Annotated in this window: 18 protein-coding genes; 3 read left to right on the forward strand and 15 right to left on the reverse strand. The window is 63.1% G+C overall.

All coding sequences use genetic code 11. From position 1 onward, the window contains the following. Nucleotide 1: 1 nt before the first annotated feature. From AB7D48_RS01580 to AB7D48_RS01610, 7 genes are all read right to left on the reverse strand, one after another. Nucleotides 2-1369 (reverse strand): nickel-dependent hydrogenase large subunit, encoded by a 1368-nt coding sequence (locus AB7D48_RS01580; protein ID WP_427975483.1) that lies wholly within the window; start codon nt 1367-1369, stop codon nt 2-4. After that, complete coding sequence (locus AB7D48_RS01585; protein ID WP_427975485.1) at nt 1366-2817, reverse strand: proton-conducting transporter membrane subunit; 1452 nt, start codon at nt 2815-2817, stop codon at nt 1366-1368. The genes AB7D48_RS01580 and AB7D48_RS01585 overlap by 4 nt, the downstream gene beginning before the upstream one ends. Beyond that, nucleotides 2814-3473 (reverse strand): hydrogenase-4 component E, encoded by a 660-nt coding sequence (locus tag AB7D48_RS01590; protein ID WP_427975486.1) that lies wholly within the window; start codon nt 3471-3473, stop codon nt 2814-2816. Before AB7D48_RS01590 ends, AB7D48_RS01585 begins: the two co-directional genes overlap by 4 nt. After that, nucleotides 3470-4432: a respiratory chain complex I subunit 1 family protein gene (locus tag AB7D48_RS01595; protein WP_427975487.1), complete on the reverse strand. Its 963-nt coding sequence runs from the start codon at nt 4430-4432 to the stop codon at nt 3470-3472. The genes AB7D48_RS01590 and AB7D48_RS01595 overlap by 4 nt, the downstream gene beginning before the upstream one ends. Before the next feature lie 2 nt (nt 4433-4434). After that, nucleotides 4435-6099 carry a proton-conducting transporter membrane subunit gene (locus AB7D48_RS01600; protein ID WP_427975488.1) on the reverse strand — a complete coding sequence of 555 codons (1665 nt, stop codon included), beginning with the start codon at nt 6097-6099 and terminating at the stop codon, nt 4435-4437. Between the two features lie 115 nt (nt 6100-6214). Further along, on the reverse strand, nt 6215-7195 hold the full coding sequence (locus AB7D48_RS01605) for a malate dehydrogenase (protein ID WP_427975489.1): 981 nt from the start codon (nt 7193-7195) through the stop codon (nt 6215-6217). Between the two features lie 71 nt (nt 7196-7266). Beyond that, a complete protein-coding gene (locus AB7D48_RS01610) occupies nt 7267-8139 on the reverse strand; it encodes a diacylglycerol/lipid kinase family protein (RefSeq protein WP_427975490.1) in 873 nt (290 codons plus the stop codon). A 169-nt stretch (nt 8140-8308) separates the two neighbouring features. Between AB7D48_RS01610 and AB7D48_RS01615 the strand changes: the two genes are divergently transcribed. Together AB7D48_RS01615 and AB7D48_RS01620 are read left to right on the forward strand one after the other, a co-directional pair. Further along, a complete protein-coding gene (locus tag AB7D48_RS01615; RefSeq protein WP_427975492.1) occupies nt 8309-9211 on the forward strand; it encodes a UDP-2,3-diacylglucosamine diphosphatase in 903 nt (300 codons plus the stop codon). Next, nucleotides 9189-10253 (forward strand): glycosyltransferase family 4 protein, encoded by a 1065-nt coding sequence (locus tag AB7D48_RS01620; protein WP_427975493.1) that lies wholly within the window; start codon nt 9189-9191, stop codon nt 10251-10253. The genes AB7D48_RS01615 and AB7D48_RS01620 overlap by 23 nt, the downstream gene beginning before the upstream one ends. Before the next feature lie 8 nt (nt 10254-10261). Here the strand turns inward: AB7D48_RS01620 and AB7D48_RS01625 are convergent, their stop codons facing one another. The 6 genes from AB7D48_RS01625 to zapE form a co-directional block, all read right to left on the reverse strand. Further along, on the reverse strand, nt 10262-10420 hold the full coding sequence (locus AB7D48_RS01625) for a hypothetical protein (protein WP_427975494.1): 159 nt from the start codon (nt 10418-10420) through the stop codon (nt 10262-10264). A 2-nt stretch (nt 10421-10422) separates the two neighbouring features. Next, nucleotides 10423-11637 (reverse strand): 2-oxoglutarate dehydrogenase complex dihydrolipoyllysine-residue succinyltransferase, encoded by a 1215-nt coding sequence (odhB, locus tag AB7D48_RS01630; RefSeq protein WP_427975495.1) that lies wholly within the window; start codon nt 11635-11637, stop codon nt 10423-10425. Between the two features lie 32 nt (nt 11638-11669). Continuing rightward, a complete protein-coding gene (locus AB7D48_RS01635) occupies nt 11670-14531 on the reverse strand; it encodes a 2-oxoglutarate dehydrogenase E1 component (protein ID WP_427975497.1) in 2862 nt (953 codons plus the stop codon). Between the two features lie 234 nt (nt 14532-14765). Beyond that, a complete protein-coding gene (sucD, locus tag AB7D48_RS01640; protein ID WP_427975499.1) occupies nt 14766-15641 on the reverse strand; it encodes a succinate--CoA ligase subunit alpha in 876 nt (291 codons plus the stop codon). Then, nucleotides 15641-16837 carry an ADP-forming succinate--CoA ligase subunit beta gene (gene sucC / locus AB7D48_RS01645; RefSeq protein ID WP_427975500.1) on the reverse strand — a complete coding sequence of 399 codons (1197 nt, stop codon included), beginning with the start codon at nt 16835-16837 and terminating at the stop codon, nt 15641-15643. The genes sucD and sucC overlap by 1 nt, the downstream gene beginning before the upstream one ends. Before the next feature lie 205 nt (nt 16838-17042). Next, nucleotides 17043-18158 (reverse strand): cell division protein ZapE, encoded by a 1116-nt coding sequence (gene zapE / locus AB7D48_RS01650; protein ID WP_427975501.1) that lies wholly within the window; start codon nt 18156-18158, stop codon nt 17043-17045. 162 nt (nt 18159-18320) lie between these two features. Between zapE and AB7D48_RS01655 the strand changes: the two genes are divergently transcribed. Further along, the gene (locus AB7D48_RS01655) at nt 18321-18956 is read left to right on the forward strand and encodes a 2OG-Fe(II) oxygenase (protein ID WP_427975503.1); all 636 of its coding nucleotides are present in this window, start codon (nt 18321-18323) and stop codon (nt 18954-18956) included. A gap of 33 nt (nt 18957-18989) precedes the next feature. Here AB7D48_RS01655 and AB7D48_RS01660 read toward each other — a convergent pair whose 3' ends face one another. Then, nucleotides 18990-19589, reverse strand: a complete 600-nt coding sequence (locus AB7D48_RS01660; RefSeq protein ID WP_427975504.1) for a CvpA family protein — start codon at nt 19587-19589, stop codon at nt 18990-18992. After that, the gene (radA, locus tag AB7D48_RS01665; RefSeq protein ID WP_427975506.1) at nt 19586-21004 is read right to left on the reverse strand and encodes a DNA repair protein RadA; all 1419 of its coding nucleotides are present in this window, start codon (nt 21002-21004) and stop codon (nt 19586-19588) included. The genes AB7D48_RS01660 and radA overlap by 4 nt, the downstream gene beginning before the upstream one ends. Between the last annotated feature and the right edge of the window lies 1 nt (nt 21005).

The raw sequence follows: 21005 nt of genomic DNA on the forward strand, positions 1-21005 counted from the left end.
CCTATAGATCCACGCCTGAATAAGACCCGTTGATCGATTTATTGATCAACGGGAAATCCGCGAGGATGGAGGTGGTGGTGGCATATTCCAGAAGCGGCCAATGCAGGGTGCTGGCATCCGCCACGAAGGCGTCCTGGATCTGTCCGTTATCGATTTTCAGCCAATGCCAGACAGGGCCGCGGAAACTCTCCGCCACACCCAGCCCCATGCCGCTGCCCGCGGGTGGGGCCAGCACCACCGGACCGTCGGGCAACAAATCCAGAATTTGGCGGATCAGCCGGATGCTCTCGGGAATTTCCTCAAGCCGGATCTTGATCCGCGCCGCCACGTCGCCATCCTGTTCCACCGGCACGGAAAGACCGAACTCAGCATAGGGCGGATAGCCTGGCTCCATCCGCGCGTCGCGATATTGGCCAGAGGCGCGCCCCACATAGCCACCCGCATTATAGGCCGCGGCCAGTTCCGGCGGAACGATGCCCGTGCCCACCACCCGGTCCTGCAAACTGGCATAATCCTCGAACACACGCCTCAGGCTGGGCAGTTCCCGCTCCAGCATGTCGAGGGCAAAGTCCAGGGCTTCATCTCCCCCCTCGGTCAGATCGCCCGCGACACCGCCGGGCACCACCACGTCCATCATCAATCGATGACCGAAGGCCGCCTGGGCGGCCATGCAAAACCGCTCCCGCGCCAGGGCAAAACGGGAATCCAGAAACGCAAACCCCGCATCCCCGGCGATGGCGCCAATATCGCTGACATGGTTGGCGAGGCGCTCGATCTCCGCCATCAGCGCGCGCAGATACTGGGCCCGCTCCGGCACTTGCATATCCAGGGCCGCCTCCGCCGCGCGGGCAAAGGCGATGGAGTGGGAAACAGTGGAATCGCCCGAGATCCGCGCCGCGTAACGCGCCGCCTGGCGGGGAGATTTGCCGCGCATCAACTTGAGCGTGCCCTTATGCGCGTAGCCGAGCCGCGCCTCCAGCTTCAACACCCGCTCGCCCACCACGGAGAAACGGAAATGCCCCGGCTCGATGATTCCGGCATGAACTGGCCCGACCGCCACCTGATGCACGCCTTCTATGTCCGGCGCCTTGAATTCGGGCCAGGCGGCGCGGCCATCGGGTTCGCGGAAATGCTCCACCGCCGTACGCGTCTCGTTAAAGCCAATCGCGCTGTGGCCGTTCAGATCCTTGGCCAAACGCTGGAACCAGTTGGCCCCCGGGTAAGGCAGGGCTGGATAGGCACCATCGCGCAGCGCCACCGCCACCAGCTCATCAGGCTCGTAAAGCGCGTAAGCATGGGCGCCATCCGTCCAGAGCGCAATGAAATTCCCCTGATGGGCGGCCCACGCCTCGGGAGACAACAGCTTCATTGCAGGGCCTCCGCCGCGCCGGAGAGCAAATGCACCAGCGGCACCGGCATGGCAAAGGCCAGCAGGAATATAAAGACCAGGTGCAACGTGACCAGATTGATGCTCCAACCGGCTTTTTGAGGTTTTTCATGTGGCGCCGGGGCGAATAGCAACGGGCCGATATTGCGCAGGATGGCCACCGCGCAGAGCCCCAGACCCAGACCCAATGGCAGGGACATATAAGGATTCACCTGAATGGTCTGGCTGACGATGATGAATTCGCTGGCGAACAATCCCGAGGGCGGCAAGCCGGTGAGCGCGAAGATGCAGCCGCCCAGCACCCAGCCCACATATTTATTGACATGCAGAATGCCACGCAGATGCGAAAAACCGTAATTGCCCGGCGCGGCGGAGCCCCGCAGGCCAGCGGCACGGATCAACGCCAAAAACAGGCCGGATTTCAGCAGCGTGTGCAACAGCATATGCAGCAACCCGCCAAAAATCGCCGCCGGGCCGCCGATGCCGAAGGCAAACACCATGATGCCCGATTGTTCGATGGAGGAAAAACCAAAGAAACGCCGCGCATCGCGCCGCCGCGAAAAGGAGAAGGCCGCCAGAAACAAGGAGGCCAGCCCCAGGGTCAATAGAAACGCGCCCGGCGATGTGGCGCTGCCCCCGGCGCGGATATTGGCTTGCATCAAATGGCTGAAACGCAAAATCGCCAGCAGCGCCACATTCACCAGCAAGCCGGACAAGGCCGTGGTCAATGGCGCGGGGCCCTCGGCATAGGCATCCGGCAGCCAGCCATGCAGCGGCACCAAGGCGGCCTTGGTGCCGTAACCGAACAGGATGAACAGAAAAGCCAGGGTCAGCAGCGCGCCATCCATATGGGCGGCATGGGCGGACAAAGCGGTCAGGCTCATCGCCGCCAAGCCAGGCCCCAGGGCGGGTTGCGCGGCCAGATAGACCAGCATGGTGCCAAACAAGGCAATACCGATGCCCACGCCGCCGAGAATGAAATATTTCCAGGCCGCCTCCAGCGCCGTGGGCGTGCGCGAAAGGCTCACCCCCAATGTCAGGGCGATGGTGCCGCCTTCCATCGCCGCCCAGAGCAAGCCGATATTATCCGCGTAAAGGCCCAGCAGCACCGCCCCCAGCACGATCTGGAACAGGGCATGATAGATGCGCCAGCGCCCGCGTGTCATGCGCGCCTCATCGCCCGCCACATAGCCGATATTGGCCAGCGCGGTGGTGAGGCCGGCGAACCCGGACACCGCCCCGAAGAGAGCCCCCAGGGGATCCGCCGCCACCAATCCACTGCCGCCATGCCAAAAGACCGCCAGGGTGAGCGCGAACAACACCGCGCTGGCCAGCGCATTGACGATGGCCCCCAGGCGCGGGCCACCCACCAGCCCCAGGACCAGCGCCGCCGCAAACGGCCAGACAATGGCGACCAGCGCGAAATTCACCGCCCCCGCCTTTCAATTTCCTCAAGCCCGGACAAATCCAGCGTGTCGAAATGCTCGCGGATGCGCAGCAGGAACACGCCCACCACCAGAAAAGCCAGCAGCACCAGTAACGCCACCGAAAATTCCGCCACGAAGGGCATTCCCGGCATGCCGATGGCCGCCAGCACCAAACCGTTCTCCATGGACAGAAAGCCGATGATCTGTGCCAGCGCGTTGCGCCGCACCGTCATCAGCAGCAATCCCAGCAACACGACGGACAGGGCGATGGCGATATCCTCCCGCGTCAGGGACAAGGAGCTTTCCGTCGTCGGCAGGGTCACCAGCACCGCCACGCCGATCAATCCCAGACCGAGAATCATGGAAAGCGCCATCGGCATCGCCGTCTCCACGGCGCGAACCATGTTGAAACGCAGCACGATCTCCCGCAGCCCCATCGGCAGCACCACCGCCTTGAGGGCCAGTGTGATCAGGCCGGTCAGATAAAGCGCCATCTCATGCTGGGCATAGCCCTGCCAGAAGGCGGCGGCGGACAGCACCAGCGCCTCGGCCTGGTAGAGCGTGACCATCGCCGCCAAACGCCTCTGAGAGAGTTGCAGAAACGCGCAAAGCAGGATGATGCCGCCCAGAAGATGCGCGAGGGAGAAGGTAAGGGTCATGCCCCGATCCTCGCCGCGACGAACAGAAACACGCTGGCCAGCATGCCGAGCAGCAAGGCCGCGCCCAGGAAATCCGGCACGCGGAACACGCGCATTTTAGCGCGGGACACCTCGAACACCGACAGCGCCACCGCCATAAACAGCAACTTCAGTCCCCAGAGCGCCAACCCACCGGGCCAAGACAGCACATCCGCCGCGCGGGCCATGCCAAAAGGCAGGAAAATACCACCGATGAGGTTCATCCAGGCGATGAGCCGCAGCATGCCGGCATATTCCAGCAACGCCAGCAGGCGGCCTGAATATTCCAGCACCATCGCCTCATGCACCATGGCGAGTTCAAGATGGCCGGACGGATTGTCGGTGGGGATACGCCCGCTCTCGGTCAAGGCCACGGCGAGCATGGCCGCCAACGCGAAACCGAGCGAGACGGAAATGCCGATATGCGCCGTGCGAAAGGTCTGCGCGATGCCATCCAGCCCCGTATGCCCCGCCAGCAGGGCAAAGGCCAACAGCAAGACCAGCAAGGCGCCCTCGGCGAAAACGCCGAACAAAGCCTCACGCGCGGCCCCCGCGCCACCAAAGCCAAACCCCGTTTCCAGCCCGCCCAGCATGGTGGCGGCGCGGGCAATGCCGAACAGGCCGATAATGGTGACATAATCCGCGGCCGGGGCGGTGAGCATGCCGGTGGCGAAACCGGGAATGAGCATGGTGGCCACCGCCAGCGCCAGAAAGGCTGCAAGCGGCCAATACCCGAACAGATCGGTCGCGGTATCCGGCACCAGGCTGCTCTTGCGCAAAAGCTTAGCGAGGTTGCGGTAAGGCTGCGTGAGAGGTGCGCCCCGCCGCCCCAGGAGCCAGGCGCGCAGCTTGTTGACGAGCCCCAAGATCAGCGGCGCCGCCAGAAAGCAAAGCACGATATGCAAGGCGGTGGCGATGAGCGCGAGAACGATGCTCAGCACGGCTACCCCCCCTGCCCCAGACCGAGCGCCAGCAGAAACAACACCAGCACCATGAAGACGAAGGCCAGACGTTCACGGATCGTGGCGCGGCGCACGCGCTCGGCCAGCCGCACCAGGCGCATCCGTAACCGGGCCAGGGGCGAGAGCAGAAATCGTTCGGCGGGGTCGGTCATCGTCGCGCCCAGCAGTCCGCCGCCCAGCACGCGCATGACCGGCTCGGCGAAGCCCGTGGCGCTGGACTGGGTATGCGGATCACCAAAGGGCAACCAGGCGGGCGGGCGGCCGAAGCCGCCATTCCAGGCCGGAACCTCCCGCAAGCCGCGTACCCCCCAGCGCACCTGCACGAACCCCGCCGCCAGGGCCGCCAGCAGGGCCAACAGCAGCAGAACCAGGGGCTCATAGGTCAGCACGGGCGGCCGTGCTTGCGGTGCGAGCAGGAGAATCACCGGATTCATCAGATCCAGGATCAACCGCGGCACCAGCGCAATGGGAATCGCCAGCAGCGCCAGCAGCGCCATCGCCAGAAGCGGACCGCGCCGCGCATCCTCCGCGGCGGCGGCGTGCAAGCTGCGCGGCCGTCCCAAAAACCCCATGCCAATGAACCGTACCGCCGCCGACAAGGCCAGGGCCGCGCCGATGCCCAAGGCCGCCAGCAAGGCTGAAAATCCGATGCGCGCCAGAATGCCGCCAGTGGCCGCCGCGCCGATCACCGCGTGAAACAGCAAGAATTCCGGCGCGAACCCAGGTCCCAGCGGCAAGGCCGCCATGCCCACGACACCCAGCAGCATCAACACGCCCAGCCTTGGCATGCCGCGCATCAACCCGCCCAGCCAGTTCAGGGAGGTCGTGCCCACCGCATGCTTGACTTCCCCCGCGCCGATGAACAGCAGCGGCTTGAACACCCCATGCGCCACGGCGCAGAGCAAGGCCGCCTGCAAGGCAAGGCCGGTCAGCTCATCATCGCCCATCGCCTTGGCCCGCAGCGCCAGCCCCAAACCGACCGCGATCAACCCGACATGCTCGACGGTGGAGCAGGCCAGGGCGGTTTTCAGCTCGACCTCCAGAAAGGCGCGCAACGAACCGATGAGCACGGACAAGGCGCCGGCCGCCACCAGAACCTCTCCCCACCAGGGTTGCTGGGCCGAGGCCAGATTCACGAAGGCATAGCGAATGAGCACATAGAGCGCCACTTTCACCATACCGCCGGACATCAAGGCCGATACCCCCGCCGGCGGCGCCGGGTGCGCGCGCGGCAGCCAGCTATGCAGCGGGGCCAGCCCCGCCTTGGCACCAGCCCCCAGCGCCACCAGCACAAAGGCCAGCGAGGAGGCCGGCAAAAACATCGCCGGGATCAGGCAGGCGCCAGAAAAAATAGCTATCCCGCCATAAAGCGTCGCGGGTTTACGGTCGCCTTGCAGCACCAGCAACCAGGAGGCGGCACTCATCAGCTCGAAACCGAAAATCATGGTGAAGGCGTCGCCCGCCAACAGAGTCAACACCATGCCGAGCACAAACACCCAGAAGCTGATGGAAGAGCGCATGCCAGACAGCGCGGCCGCCAGCACCTGCGGCAGCAGAATGCAACCGAACAGCACAGACAGGGCATCGAGCCGCAGATGCATTCCCTGCCCTGGCAAACCGAAGATCAAGCCAATGGAATCACCCACGATTTCCACCTAGCAAACCGCCCACCGCGCCGCCAACCTCCAACCGCTCCACATCCAAAAGAAAAGGCTCTCCCAGCAAATGGGAGAGCCTTGATTCTTGGCCTCGAAAACCCGCTTACTTCAGCAGATCGGCCACGGCGGCCTGTTCTTCCAGCAGCTCGTTCAGCGTGTGCTGAACACGGCCCTTGGAGAATTCGTCCATCTCGATACCCTTCACGCGGGTATATTTGCCGTTCTCACAGGTGCAGGGCACGCCGAACATCACGTCCTTGGGCACGCCATAATCGCCATCGGAGGGAATGCCCATGGAGACCCAGCGGCCATTGGAGCCCAGCACCCAGTCGCGCACATGGTCGATGGCGGCATTGGCGGCGGACGCGGCGGAAGACAGGCCGCGCGCCTCAATGATGGCCGCACCGCGCTTACCGACGGCGGAGAGGTATGTATCCTTGTACCAGGCCTCGTCGTTGATGATTTCGGGCATCTTCTTACCGGCGCCGGTGGCGTTGCGGTAATCGGCATACATGGTGGGGGAGTGATTGCCCCACACGGCGACCTTCTCGATGTCCTTCACCGCCACGCCGGACTTCTCGGCCAGCATGGAAACGGCGCGGTTATGGTCCAGGCGCAGCATCGCGGTGAAGTTCTCCTTCGGCAGATCCGGGGCGGACTTCATGGCGATATACGCGTTGGTGTTGGCCGGGTTGCCAACCACGAGCACTTTCACGTCGCGCTTGGCGACATCGTTCAGCGCCTTGCCCTGGACCTTGAAGATCTCGGCATTGGCGGCCAGCAGGTCGCGGCGCTCCATGCCGGGGCCACGGGGGCGCGAGCCAATCAGGATGGCGATGTCGGCATCCTTGAACGCCACGCGCGGGTCATCGCTCGGGGTCACGCTTTGCAGCAGCGGGAAGGCGCAGTCATTCAGCTCCATAATGACGCCGTTCAGCGCCTTCTGGGCCTGGGGCAGGTCCAGGAGATTCAGGATTACCGGCGTATCCTTGCCGAGCAGATCGCCATTGGCGATACGGAACAGAATGGCATAGCCGATCTGGCCAGCGGCGCCGGTCACGGCAACGCGCACGGGGGTTTTCATCTCTTGTGTCTCCTTCTTTGAGGGCAGGTTTCCCATAGAACCTTGACCCGCCCCGTCAAGCCCCGTTCCGGTCAACCCACGATCAAGGAAATCGGCGATTCGGCGCTGACCACCCCCCTCGGCACGCCAGGCAGGGAATCACCGTCCGCCTGGGTCAAAATACCGGTATTGGAAGAGGCGAATTCCACATGGCTGCCGCTGATGACACGCACCCCCGGACAACGCGGCAACAGCCCCAAGGGCAGCGCCGCGCCGGACAGCAAGGCGGACAAGGCCCCCGATTTTTCGAACAGCACGACCTGAAAGCCCGGAGTTTCCGGATGCGCCTGCGGTGCCAGCAGATAGGGCCCGCCATAAAGCCGCCCCTTGCTGACCACGACGCTGGCGGCCTGATGCGCCACCCCATCCACGCTCAAACGCACCGGCGGGAAATCATAGGCCACGGCCTCCCAGAGCGACTGCCAGACATAAGCCCCCTTGCCGATGGCGCGCTTGAGCATGGGCCGCACGCCATTGACCACCGCGCCATCGAACCCCAACCCCAGCATCTGCACGAACACATGGCTGCCTCCCGGCAATTGCGCGACACCCGGCCACAACCGCTTACAGCGCTTATAGGCCAGCGTGTTGGCAATGGCGCGGGGCGCGGTGGAGAGCCGGTATTCCTTGGCCAAGACATTCGCCGTGCCAAGCGGAATAATGCCCAACGCCGTCTGCGAACCGATCAGCCCGTTCGCGGCCTCGGCGATCGTGCCATCCCCGCCAGCGGCGACGATCATGAACGCCCCTTCCCGCGCCGCCTGGCGTGCCAATTCGGTGGCATGGCCGGCATGCTGGGTCTCCGCCACCTCGACCTTCACGCCGTTCTCGATCAGCAGATCGAGCACCCGCCATAGCGCCACCGCCCGCCGGCGACCAGCTACCGGATTGAAAATAATCAGCATTCACGCATACTCCGGCAAATGGCGGTAAATTTCGAGCATAAATCATCAAGATGACAGCATCATGTCATCGCAATGACATCGAAATGACAACAGGATTTTAAAAATCCATTGATTCCGTCACTGAACATTCACTTTCAGCGGCGCCTCGCGACGGCTTATTGCAACCTCCATGAACGCATTCAGCCAGCCTCTTCCGGCGCAGACGGCTTACCGCAGCGTCTTCATCTCCGACGTGCATCTGGGCACACGCGGCTGCAGGGCGGAGTTCCTCGCGGATTTCCTCCGGCATAATCATTGCGAAAACCTGTTCCTGGTCGGGGACATCATCGATGGCTGGCGCCTCAAGCGGTCCTGGTTCTGGGACAGGCATCACGACGAGGTTCTGCGACTCGTGCTCAAGATCGCGCGCTCAGGCGGCAATGTTGTCTACGTGCCCGGCAATCACGACGAGATGCTGCGCAAATATATCAGTCTCGGCATCGAGATCTGCGGCGTGAAACTGCAGATGGAGGCCGAGCACACCACCGCGGATGGCAAGCGCCTGCTCATCACCCACGGCGATAGTTTCGACAGCGTGGTGCGCCATGCGCGGATCCTGGCCTTGCTGGGCGACTGGGCCTACACCGCCGCGCTCGGGCTGAACCGCTATTTCAACATCGCGCGCGCCAAGCTGGGCTACCCGTACTGGTCACTGTCCGCCTGGTTGAAATTGCAGGTGAAGGAAGCGGTGAAGGCGATCGACCGGTTTGAAACCGCGCTGGCCGAGGATGCGAAATCCCGTGGGTTCGACGGCGTTGTCTGCGGTCATATCCACCATGCCGAAATGCGCCCGGTCAACGGCGTGATGTATCTGAACGACGGCGACTGGGTGGAAAGCTGCACCGCCCTCGTCGAACATTTCGACGGCAGGCTGGAACTCGTGGATTGGGCCGCGAGACGGCAGCTTTCCATGCTCGCCCGCCCGGCGGCAAAGCTGAATCCGGCGCAATCCACCGTCCTGCAGACCATGGCCGGCGACTTCACCAACGCGGCGCACAACAACACCGACCATGCTGTATCGGCGGGAGTCTGATCCTCTGACTGCCTTTGCCGGCTTGTCACGCATCCTGATCGTTTCCGACGCCTGGGAGCCGCAAGTGAATGGCGTGGTGCGGACCTTGCGCACCGTCACCGACGAGATGCGCGCCATGGGCAAGACCGTCGAGGTGGTGGGACCAGACCGGTTCAGCACCATCCCCATGCCATCCTACCCGGAAATCCGCCTGGCGCTTTTCCCCCGGCGCAAGCTAACGAAACTCATCGAGGAGTTTCAGCCAGACGCCTTGCATGTGGCCACGGAAGGGCCGCTGGGCATGGCGGCCCGCGCTTATGCGAAGACACAAGGGCTGCATTTCACCACCGCTTTTCATACGCGGTTCGCGGAATATCTGGAAGCACGCACATTTATTCCCGCCCGTCTCACCTATGCCTGGCTGCGGCGTTTCCATGGCGCGAGCGCGGGGATAATGGTGGCCACGCAATCATTGCGAGATGAGCTGGCGGGGCGCGGGTTCAAACATCTCCGCCCCTGGTCACGCGGCGTGGATCTGGAGGCGTTCAACCCCGAACCGCGTGAGGATTGGGCCTTGCCGCGCCCGATTTTCGCTTATGTCGGCCGGGTGGCGGTCGAAAAAAATTTGCGGGCGTTTCTGGCTCTCGACTTACCCGGTTCCAAATTGGTTGTTGGCGACGGTCCACAGCGCAAGACGCTCGAAAGAGAGTTTCCCGGCGTGCAATTCGCCGGGGCGCGGCACGGCGCGGCCCTGGCCGCCGCCTATGCCGGAGCGGATGTGTTCGTTTTTCCCTCCAAAACCGATACGTTCGGGCTGGTGGTGCTGGAAGCGCTAGCCTCTGGCCTACCGGTCGCGGCCTATCCCGTGACGGGGCCGAAAGATATTCTGGGTGAAGCGCCCGTGCCCGTCGGTGCGTTGGATGAGGATTTACGCACAGCCTGCCTGAAGGCGCTGGAAGTCAACAGCGTGAACTGCCGCCCCTATGCGGAACAATATTCCTGGCGTGCCTGCGCCGAACGTTTCATGGATAATCTGGTGCCAATGCGCGAAACCGCGCGATAGCGCTTCATTCAAATGCCGAAGCCTTGATATTGCCACAAAGCAACAACAAAACCCTCAAGCCATTTCATGCGGGGTTGGGGCGGATCGTCAGAGCCTCTTTTCACAATCACCGGTTCAGAAAAACGGTTTCTTCCATTAAAAAAGGCCCCTTGCGGGGCCTTTTCCATGATCAAATCGCCAGCAGCAGGCGGCGGGGATCCTCGATGCTTTCCTTCACGCGAACCAGGAAGGAAACCGCCTCGCGGCCATCGACAATACGGTGATCGTAGGACAGCGCCAGATACATCATCGGACGGATTTCGATCTTGCCATCCACCACCACCGGGCGGTCCTGGATCTTGTGCATGCCAAGAATACCCGATTGCGGCGGATTGATGATCGGCGTGCTCATCAGCGAGCCATACACACCGCCATTGGTGATGGAGAAGGACCCGCCGGACAGTTCATCCAGCTTCAGCGTGCCTTCCTTGGCGCGCTTGGCGAAACCGGCGATCTCGGCTTCGATCTCGGCGATCGACTTGGTTTCCGCATCGCGGATCACCGGCACCACCAGACCATTCGCGCCGCCGACGGCGATGCCCATGTTCACGAAGTTCTTGTAGACAATCTCGTCACCGTCGATCTCGGCATTCACCGCCGGGAACTCGGCCAGCGCCGCGCACACCGCCTTCACGAAGAAGCCGTTGAAGCCCAGGCGGATGCCCTTGTGCTTCTTCTCGAAAGTGTCGCGATAAGACGCGCGCAAGCCCATCACCGCGCTCATATCCACCTCGTTGAAGGTGGTGAGCATGGCGGCGGTGTTCTGCGCTTCCTTCAGCCGGTTGGCGATGGTCTTACGCAGGCGGGTCATCTTCACCCGCTCCTCGCGCACATCGGCGGCGCGCGGAGCCTTCGCGGCCGGAGCGGCGGGGGCGGCGGCCGGCTTGTTCACGAAGGCCAGCACGTCGCCCTTGGAGATGCGGCCATCCTTGGCGGTGCCGGTCACTTCGGCGGGGTTCACGTTCTTCTCGGCCATCATCTTGGCGGCGGCGGGCAGGGCGCCCACGCCAGGACGGGCCACCGGGCCGGGTGCTTCCTGCTGCGCGTTCACGCCGGTCTTCGGTGCGTCCACCTCGGCGGCTTCCTTCTTCGGCGTCACGGCGGCGCCGTTCGCGTCCACGCGGCCCAGCAGATCGCCCGGCTGCACCTCGGCTCCCTCTTCGGCGGCGATCTCGGCGATCACGCCAGCTTCCGGCGCGTTCACCTCAACGGTGACCTTGTCCGTCTCCAGCTCGACGATGGGCTCGTCCGCGGCAACGGCCTCGCCTACCTTTTTGATCCAGCGGGCGATGGTGGCGGAGGCAACACTCTCGCCAAGCGTGGGAACCTTGATATCGGCCGACATGGAAACTCCTGCTTTTCTCGTGATGGGAGGGGTTAAACGGTAAGCGCTTCGTTGACCAGAGCCGCCTGCTCGGCGGCAAACGTCTTGGCCAGACCGCTGGCAGGCGAAGCCGCCGCCTTACGCCCGACATAACGGGGACGCTTGGCTTCATTGCCCAGGCAACCGAGCGCTGTTTCGATCCGGCGGTCCACGAAATTCCAACCGCCGTTATTCTCCGGCTCCTCCTGGCACCACACGATCTCGGCGTTCTTATAGCCTTCGATGGCCGCCTTCAGCGCCTTGGCCGGGAAAGGATAGAACTGCTCCAACCGCACGATGGCGACATCCTTGATGCCCCGCTCGCGACGCTCGGCCAGCAAATCGTAATAGACCTTGCCAGAGCAGATCACCACGCGCTTCACCTTGCCGGGCGCCACCAGCTCGTCGGTCTCGGGAATGACGAACTTGAAGCTAGTGCCCTCGGCGAAATCGGCCAGCGGCGAGACGCACAATTTGTGACGCAGCAGGGATTTCGGCGTCATCAGGATCAGCGGTTTGCGGTAATTGCGCTTCATCTGGCGACGCAGCGCATGGTAGTAGTTCGCCGGTGTCGAAATATTGCCGACGATGATATTGTTCTCGGCGCAAAGCTGTAGATAGCGTTCCAGACGGGCGGAGGAATGCTCCGGCCCCTGCCCTTCCTGGCCATGGGGCAACAGCATCACCAGCCCGGACATGCGCAGCCATTTCGTCTCGCCGGCGGCAATGAACTGATCGATGATCACCTGCGCGCCATTGGCGAAATCGCCGAACTGCGCTTCCCACAACACCAGGGTCGAGGGGTCGGCCACGGTATACCCATACTCAAACCCCAGCACGCCGGCCTCGGAGAGCAGGGAGTTGAAGATCTCGATGCGCGCCTGAGTATCGGCGATGTTGTTCAGCGGCAGATATTCGTTCTGATTGGTCTGGTCGACCAGCACGGCATGGCGCTGGGAGAAGGTGCCGCGTTGCACATCCTCGCCGGAGAGGCGCACACGATGGCCATCGAGCTGCAACGTCCCGAAGGCCAGCGCCTCGCCAGTCGCCCAGTCCAGCCCCTCGCCAGACTCGAACATCTGCTTCTTGGCGTCGAGCTGGCGCGCGATCTTGGGGTTGAGGTCGAAATTCTGCGGCGGGGTGTAGAGCGCCTTGCCGACCTCTCGCAGCTGCGCCAACGGGGCGGCGGTCACGCCATCCTGCTGTTCGGCATCGGCGCCGGCCTGCTTCAAGCCGGCCCAATGGCCTTCCAGCCAGTCCGCCTTGTTGACCTTATAATCCTTGGCGCCTTCATAGGCGGCTTCCAGCTCCTTGCCATATTCATCGGTCAGGGCCTTTGCTTCCGCCGCCGAGACAGAGCCTTCCTTTGCCAACTTGTCGGCATATAGAGCGCGGGTGGTCTTCAGCGCCTTGATCGCCTTATACATGATCGGCTGGGTGAAGGCCGGCTCGTCATTCTCGTTATGACCATGGCGGCGGTAACAGACGAGATCGATCACCACATCGGTCGAGAATTCGCAACGGAACTCGGCGGCAAGCTGCGCGGCGAACACCACGGCCTCTGGATTGTCGCCGTTCACATGCAGAATCGGCGCCTGCACGGATTTGGCGACATCGGTGCAATACATACCCGAGAAGGCATGGGCCGGCACGGTGGTGAAACCGATCTGGTTGTTGACGACCAGATGGATCGACCCGCCGGTGCGGTACCCAATGAGCTGGCTCATCGCCAGCGTCTCATACACCAGCCCCTGACCGGCGAAGGCGGCATCGCCATGCATCTGAATGGCCATGGCGGACTTGCGGGTGGTATCGCCCACCATGTCCAAGCGGGCGCGGATCTTGCCGACCACCACCGGGTCCACCGCTTCCAGATGGGAGGGGTTGGGCTGCAAGGAGAGATGGAGCTGGTTGCCGTTGATCACCAGATCGGTCGAGGTGCCGAGATGGTATTTCACGTCGCCGGAGCCCTGCACGTCGTCCGGCTTGAAGGAGCCGCCGCCGAACTCGGAGAACAAAGCCACCAGCGGTTTCTTGACGATATTGACCAGGGTGTTGAGGCGGCCACGATGGGGCATGCCGATCGCGATCTCGCGCACGCCCTTGCCAGCGGCGACTTCAATGATGGCATGCAAGGCGGGAATGGTGCTCTCTCCGCCCTCAAGCCCGAAACGCTTGGTGCCGACAAAGCGCTTCTGGCAGAAGGTCTCGAAGGAATCGGCCTCGGTCAACTGCTTGAGGATCCGGGTCTTGCCCTTCTTGTCATAGGCGGTGAGCCAGGGCGCGCCTTCGACACGGCGTTGAATCCAGCTTTTCTGCGCCGGATCCTGGATGTGCATGAACTCGACGCCGATCTCGCCGCAATAGCTCTTGCGCAAGGCCGCCATCACGTCTTTCAGCGTGGCGGTCTCGAAACCCAACACACCGTCCAGGAAGATGGGGCGGTCCATGTCAGCAGGCTCGGTGAACCCATAGCTGGCGGGATCCAGCTCGGAATGATAGGCCCTGCCCTTCAGCCCCAGCGGGTCGAGCTGCGCGTCCAGATGGCCGCGAACACGGTAAGCGCGGATCATCATCAGGGCGCGGATGGAATCCAGCGTGGCGGCACGGGTCTCGGCGGGGGCCGCCACGGCGGCCTTGGCCTGTTTGGGCGCGGCCTCGGCGCTGACCGTCTCGAACACCGAGGGGCGCGGCGCCCAGGAGGCGCCCGTGGCATCGGTGAAAATGGCGCGGGTGTCGTCGTCCAACGCCGCGAACAGGGCCGCGAAGTCAGGGTCGACAGAACCAGGCGCTTCCACCCATTTCGCATAAAGCTGCGCGATAAACTGGGCGTTCGCCCCATTCATCGCCGTCGCAATCACGTCCACACCGGCCATAACCAATCCTCTCCTAAACGGGACACCCGCCCAGCGCACGGCGACGCAAAAGCTTCCGGAACATGCGCCGTGCAGTACCTTCCTTGCGGGGCATATAAGCCACCACCGTTATTGTACCGTTACCCGCAACACCAGGGCAGGGTTGCTGAACGCGCATGGTTCATGCGGTTCTGCCTTTCCCTGGGCCATGGGCCAAAAAAATCCCCATGGCGTGACCGCCATGGGGCAAAAGAATCAGGCGTTCAGCGCCTTCAGCATTGTGCTGCCCAGCGAGGCTGGGCTGTCCGCCACGAAGATACCCGCTTCCTTCATGGCAGCGATCTTCGCCTGGGCGGTGTCCTTGCCGCCGGAGATCACGGCGCCGGCATGGCCCATGCGGCGGCCCGGAGGGGCCGTGGCACCGGCGATGAAGCCCACGACCGGCTTCTTGATCTTGTGCCTGGCCAGGAATTCCGCGCCGTCGATCTCGGAGGGGCCGCCGATCTCGCCGATCATGATGATCGCCTGGGTCTCATCGTCATGCAGGAACATATCCAGCACCTCAATGAAATCGGTGCCCTTCACCGGGTCGCCGCCAATACCGACACAGGTGGATTGGCCAAGCCCGGCGGCGGTGGTCTGCGCCACGGCCTCGTATGTGAGGGTACCGGAACGCGAGACGATCCCAATGGAACCGCGCTTGTGAATATGGCCCGGCATGATGCCGATCTTGCACTCATCCGGGGTGATCACGCCGGGGCAGTTCGGGCCCACCAGACGGGACTTGGAACCGGACAGCGCGCGCTTGACCTTCACCATGTCCAGCACCGGAATGCCCTCGGTGATGCAGACGATCAGCTCAACGCCCGCATCGATGGCTTCCAGAATGGAATCCGCCGCGAACGGCGGCGGCACATAAATGGCGGAGGCATTGGCGCCGGTCTTGACCACCGCTTCCTCAACCGTGTTGAACACGGGCAGGTCCAGATGGGTCTGTCCCCCCTTGCCCGGCGTCACGCCGCCGACGACCTTGGTCCCGTAGGCCAGCGCCTGCTCGGAATGGAAAGTGCCCTGGGCGCCGGTGAAACCCTGGGTGATAACCTTGGTTTCCTTATTGACGAGAACGGCCATTACGCAGCTTCCTTCACGGCTTTGACGATCTTTTCGGCCGCATCGGCCAGGTTGTCGGCGGGGATGATGGCGAGACCGGATTTGGAAAGAATATCCTTGCCGAGCTGCACGTTGGTGCCTTCGAGGCGCACCACCAGCGGGACGGAGAGCGACACTTCGCGCGCCGCCGCGATCACGCCCTCGGCGATGACGTCGCAGCGCATGATGCCGCCAAAGATATTGACCAGAATACCCTCGACATTCGGGTCGGAGAGGATGATCTTGAACGCCGCCGTCACGCGCTCCTTGGTGGCGCCACCGCCGACATCCAGGAAGTTCGCCGGCTCGGCGCCATAGAGCTTGATGATGTCCATGGTCGCCATGGCCAGGCCAGCGCCGTTCACCATGCAGCCGATATTGCCATCGAGCGCGACATAGGAGAGCGAGTATTTGTTGGCTTCCAGCTCTTTCGGGTCTTCCTCGCCCTCGTCGCGGAGCTTCTCGATTTCGGGATGCCGGTACAGGGCGTTGTCATCGAAGGAGACCTTGGCATCCAGGGCATAAATCTCGCCCGAACCGGTCACGACCAGCGGATTGATCTCGATGATCGCCGCGTCCAGCGCCGTGTAGGCATTATACATGGCGGTCAGGAATTTGGTGAAGGTGCCGACCTGCTTGCCCTCAAGGCCGAGGCCGAAGGCCAGCTTGCGGGCATGGAAGCCGGAAATGCCGGAGGCCGGATCAACCGGAGCGCGCAGGATCTTCTCCGGGTTATGCTCGGCGACTTCCTCGATCTCCATGCCGCCCTCGGTGGAGGCCATGATCACGATCTCGGAAACGGAACGGTCGATCAACAAGGAGAGATAGAGTTCGCGCTTGATGTCGCAGCCCGCTTCCACATAGACGCGGCGGACCAGACGACCGGCGGCGCCGGTTTGCTTGGTGATCAGCGTGTGGCCGATCATCGCCGCGGCGGCATCGCGCACTTCGTCCAGGCTCTTGGCCAGACGCACGCCACCCTTGCCATTCGGGTCGTCCTTGAATTTGCCCGCCCCGCGGCCACCCGCATGGATCTGGGATTTCACGACATAGACGGGCCCGGGAAGCTTCTTGGCGGCATCCACCGCTTCCTCGGGCGTCCAGGCCACATAGCCGTCCAGAACCGCGACGCCATAGGCCTTCAGCAGTTCCTTGCCCTGATATTCATGTATGTTCATGTGGAGTTAGCCTACCTGTCTTTAAAGGTTACAAAGGGGCGTCCGCCGGGGTGCTAGCCTATATCCCCCTCCCCGGCAAGCAAGATTGTGCATCACAAAAGACCCCAAGGGGCCCAAAACATCCTTTCATTGCATGTCGACGCCAGCACCGCCGGCATCGCCCCGAAATGCCACGCGCCCTCCCACTTGCGCGCGGCATCGGGCGTCAGGTCAGATGCGGCAGAGCGAGATAGGCCTCGCTCTGCATCTCTTCGAGCCGGGAGGCCGTCCGCTCGAAAATCGAGGCCCCTTCGCCCGACCGGTAGAGATCGTCCGGATAGGCGGCGGCGGAAGCGTAAAGCTTGCATCGGTGCTCATAAAGCGCATCGATCAGGGTGACGAAGCGCCGCGCCTCGTCGAAATTATCCGGTGAAAGGCGCGGAATCGCATCGATCAGCACCGTGTGGTAATGTGTGGCGACGGCCAGATAATCGCCCGGCCCGAGCGGCACCTTGCACAACGCATCGAAATCGAACCGCGCCACGCCATTGGCGGCCAGGGGCACGGTCAGGCTGCGCCCCTGGATCAGCAATGTTTCGGAGTGGGGCTCGTGCCCGTCCGTCAAATGCGCGAACACACGGTCGATGGCGGCATCGGCCCGGCTATCGGCCGGCACCACCCAGGCCTTCAGCCCATGTTCGCGCCCGCGCCGGTAATCCTGAGCCGCATCCAACACCAGCACGTCCAGATGCTTCTTCAGAAGGTCAATGAAGGGCAGAAAGGCATCCCGCCCAGGTTTACCCTTGTAAAGATTGTCCGGCAGCGTGTTCGACGTGGCCACCACCACCACCTGCCGGGCGAACAAAGCCTCGAACAGCCGGCCCAGGATCATCGCGTCCACGATGTCATGCACCTGGAATTCATCGAAACAAAGCAGCGCCGCCTCGTTCGCGATCATGTCCGCCAGCGGCGGAATGGGATCGGCGATGTCGGGATGCTCACGCTTGATCTTGTGGAAGCGCTTATGCGCCTGCTGCATGAAGTCATGAAAATGAATGCGCCGCTTGCGGGGTACATCCGCCGCCTCGAAAAACAGATCCATCAGCATGGATTTGCCCCGCCCAACCTCGCCGACGATATAAAGCCCGTTCGGATGGTCCTGCACCTCGTCCACCGGCTTGCGACGCAGCATGCGGGCGAACCAGCCATTGGGTGGCTGCCTGGGGTTGGGATTATAGCCTCGCAGCTTGGCCCAGAGATCCTGCAAATGCTCCGCCGCCACGGCCTGGGCTGGGTCATGGCGCAACAGCCCCGCCGCGATGCGCGCGCGGTAAGCGGGCATGACACCCGGTTCTGATTTTATCGACTTGGACATGCGCGGCGGATACTGCCCGCCCTGGTGCGCCGCAGCAAGCCACCCCAGCGCATGGCGGGTTGCATGGCCCCGGCGAAGCGCCTACCTCTTGGGCACAACACCAGATTTTACCCAGCAGGGATACAACCCATGGATGTCGCGGATTTCAGCGCGCTCGACGCGGCCCCGGTTTCTGCCGAGCCCTTTCCCCATATCCTGCTGGAGCGCTTCATCAAACCCGAAGCGCTGCAATCCGTGGTTGCGGACCTGCCGCCCATGAAGGGGCGCGGTAGTTTTCCCATCGAGGCGCTGAAATTGGGCCCGGCGGCAAAAGCCGCCATCGCGGCCCTGGAAGGCGCGCAATTCCGCGCCATCGTGGCGGCGAAATTCGGGCTGGATCTGACGAACGCGCCATTGATGACGACGATACGCGGCAATTCCGGTGAACAGGACGGGCGGATCCATACCGATTCCTCGGCCAAGCGCGTCACCATCCTGCTCTATCTCAACCCCGGCACGGGCGAGGCCTGGGCCCGGCACGCAGGTTGTTTACGGCTGCTGCGGGATGGGGAAAATCTGGAAAATTTCGCCCGGGAAGTGCCGCCGGTGGATGGCACCCTGCTTATTTTTCCCAACGGCCCCACCACCTGGCATGGCCATAAGCAATTCATCGGCCAGCGTTATGTGGTGCAGATGAACTACATGACCACCAGTGCCAAGGCAAAGGCTGAAATGCGTCGCCACCACCTCTCCGCCTTCATCAAGCGCCTGACCAAGGCCGCTTAAGGCACGTCGTACCGGCGCATGGAGAATGTCGGCCTAAAGCTGTTTGTCGCTGCCGGCTGACGGGCTTTGCAGCGCGCTGCCAGCCACGGGCTGTTGCATCAACTTGCCCGCCGAGGGGGGTTGCGGGCTGGGCAGCGACTGAATCTTTGGCTGATACGGCTTGGGCAGCAGGCCGGCGATCCAGTTGGCACCTTGAAAGGCGATGGGCAAAAGCCGGGCATTGACGACCGGTGTGGGCCAGACGCTGGCGGGTTCGGCCAGGCCCAGCGCGATATAGGCGAGAAAGACGATAACCGCGCCACGGGCCACGCCGAACACGATCCCCAGCGAATGATCCAGACCCGACAGGGCGGAATCGCGCACCAGCCCGCCGATCAAGGCGCTGACCAGGCTCAACACGATCAGCACGACCAGGAACACCGCCGCCATCGCGCCATAAATGGCGAAATGCGCCAGCCCCTTGGGCAACAATGACAGGATATAGGGCTCCACTGGACCGTAAAACCGCATGGCCGCCAGAAACGCGCCGATCCAGGCGCCCACGCCCAGCACTTCGCGTACAAAACCACGCACCATCGAAAACAGGGCGGACAGCGCCACGACCCCCAGCACCACCGCGTCAACCCAAGTCATTCGGCCCCCTTTTTCTTGATGCCGGGTTTCTGCCCCGTCGCGATGATCCCCACTAGGTCCGTTAGATGCCCAATTTCAATCAGCGAAAGCGATTTCGGCACATTGAGCTTGGCCGCCCCCCCGGCCACGCGCTTCGGCCCGGCGGCCCGGGAGAAACCGAGCTTCGCCCCTTCCTTGAGCCGTAATTCGGTTTGCGCCACCTGCCTGACCTCGCCGGACAAGCCGATTTCACCGAAAAACACCATTTCCGGGTCTGTCGGCACATCGGACGCGGCGGAAATCAGGGCGGCGGCCACGGCCAGATCGGCGGCTGGCTCGTTGACCCGCAATCCCCCCGCGACGTTGAGATAAACATCGTTCATGGCAAGCTTCAGCCCGCAGCGTGTTTCCAGCACCGCCAGCAACATGGATAACCGCCCGGAATCCCAACCGATGACCGAGCGCCGGGGCGAACCGCCTGGATTGGGAGACAGCAGGCACTGGATTTCCACCAGCACCGGGCGAGTGCCCTCCAACCCCGCCAGCACGGCACTGCCCGCCACATTGCCACGCCGTTCCGCCAGAAACAGAGCCGAGGGATTGGCCACCTGAGAAAGGCCACCGCCGGTCATCTCGAACACACCGATTTCATCGGTGGCGCCAAAGCGGTTTTTCATGCCGCGCAGGATACGGAACTGGTGGCCGCGGTCGCCTTCGAAATGCAGCACCACATCCACCATATGCTCCAGCACGCGCGGGCCCGCCAGCGCGCCTTCCTTGGTCACATGCCCCACCAGCAGCAAGGCGAAACCCTGGGTCTTGGCGGCGCGGATCAACTCGAAGGCGCTCGCTCGGACCTGGGTGACGGAGCCGGGAGCGGAATCCACGCTGTCCGTCCACATGGTTTGGATGGAATCGATGACCACCAGACTGGCCATGGGAAATTGCGGCAAAGAGGCGAGAATATCCCCAAGCTGGGTGGCCGCGGCGAGATGAAGGGGCGCGTTGGAGAGGCCAAGCCGCAAGGCGCGCATGCGGATCTGGTCGATGGATTCTTCGCCGGAGATATAGATCACCTCCTGCCCGGCGCGGCCCAAGGCGGCGCTGGCCTGTAGCAGCAAGGTGGATTTGCCGATGCCAGGGTCACCGCCCACCAGCACGACGGAGGCGGGTACCAGCCCGCCGCCCAGAACCCGGTCGAACTCGGCGATGGTGGTGGGCACGCGCGGCGGGGGCGGGCTGATGCCCTCCAGCCCGACAAATTCGATCTTGGCGCCCGCCCGCAGACCGGCATTCTTGATTCCGCCGGGCAGGGCTTTTGGCGCCACCTGTTCTTCCAGCGTGTTCCATTCCCCACAAGCCTCGCACCGCCCGGCCCATTTCGGGAACACGGCGCCGCAAGCGGCACAGGCATAGGTTTTGACGGGTTTTGCCAAG

This window comes from Acidocella sp., from assembly GCF_050253495.1.
Taxonomy (GTDB): Bacteria; Pseudomonadota; Alphaproteobacteria; order Acetobacterales; family Acetobacteraceae; genus Acidocella.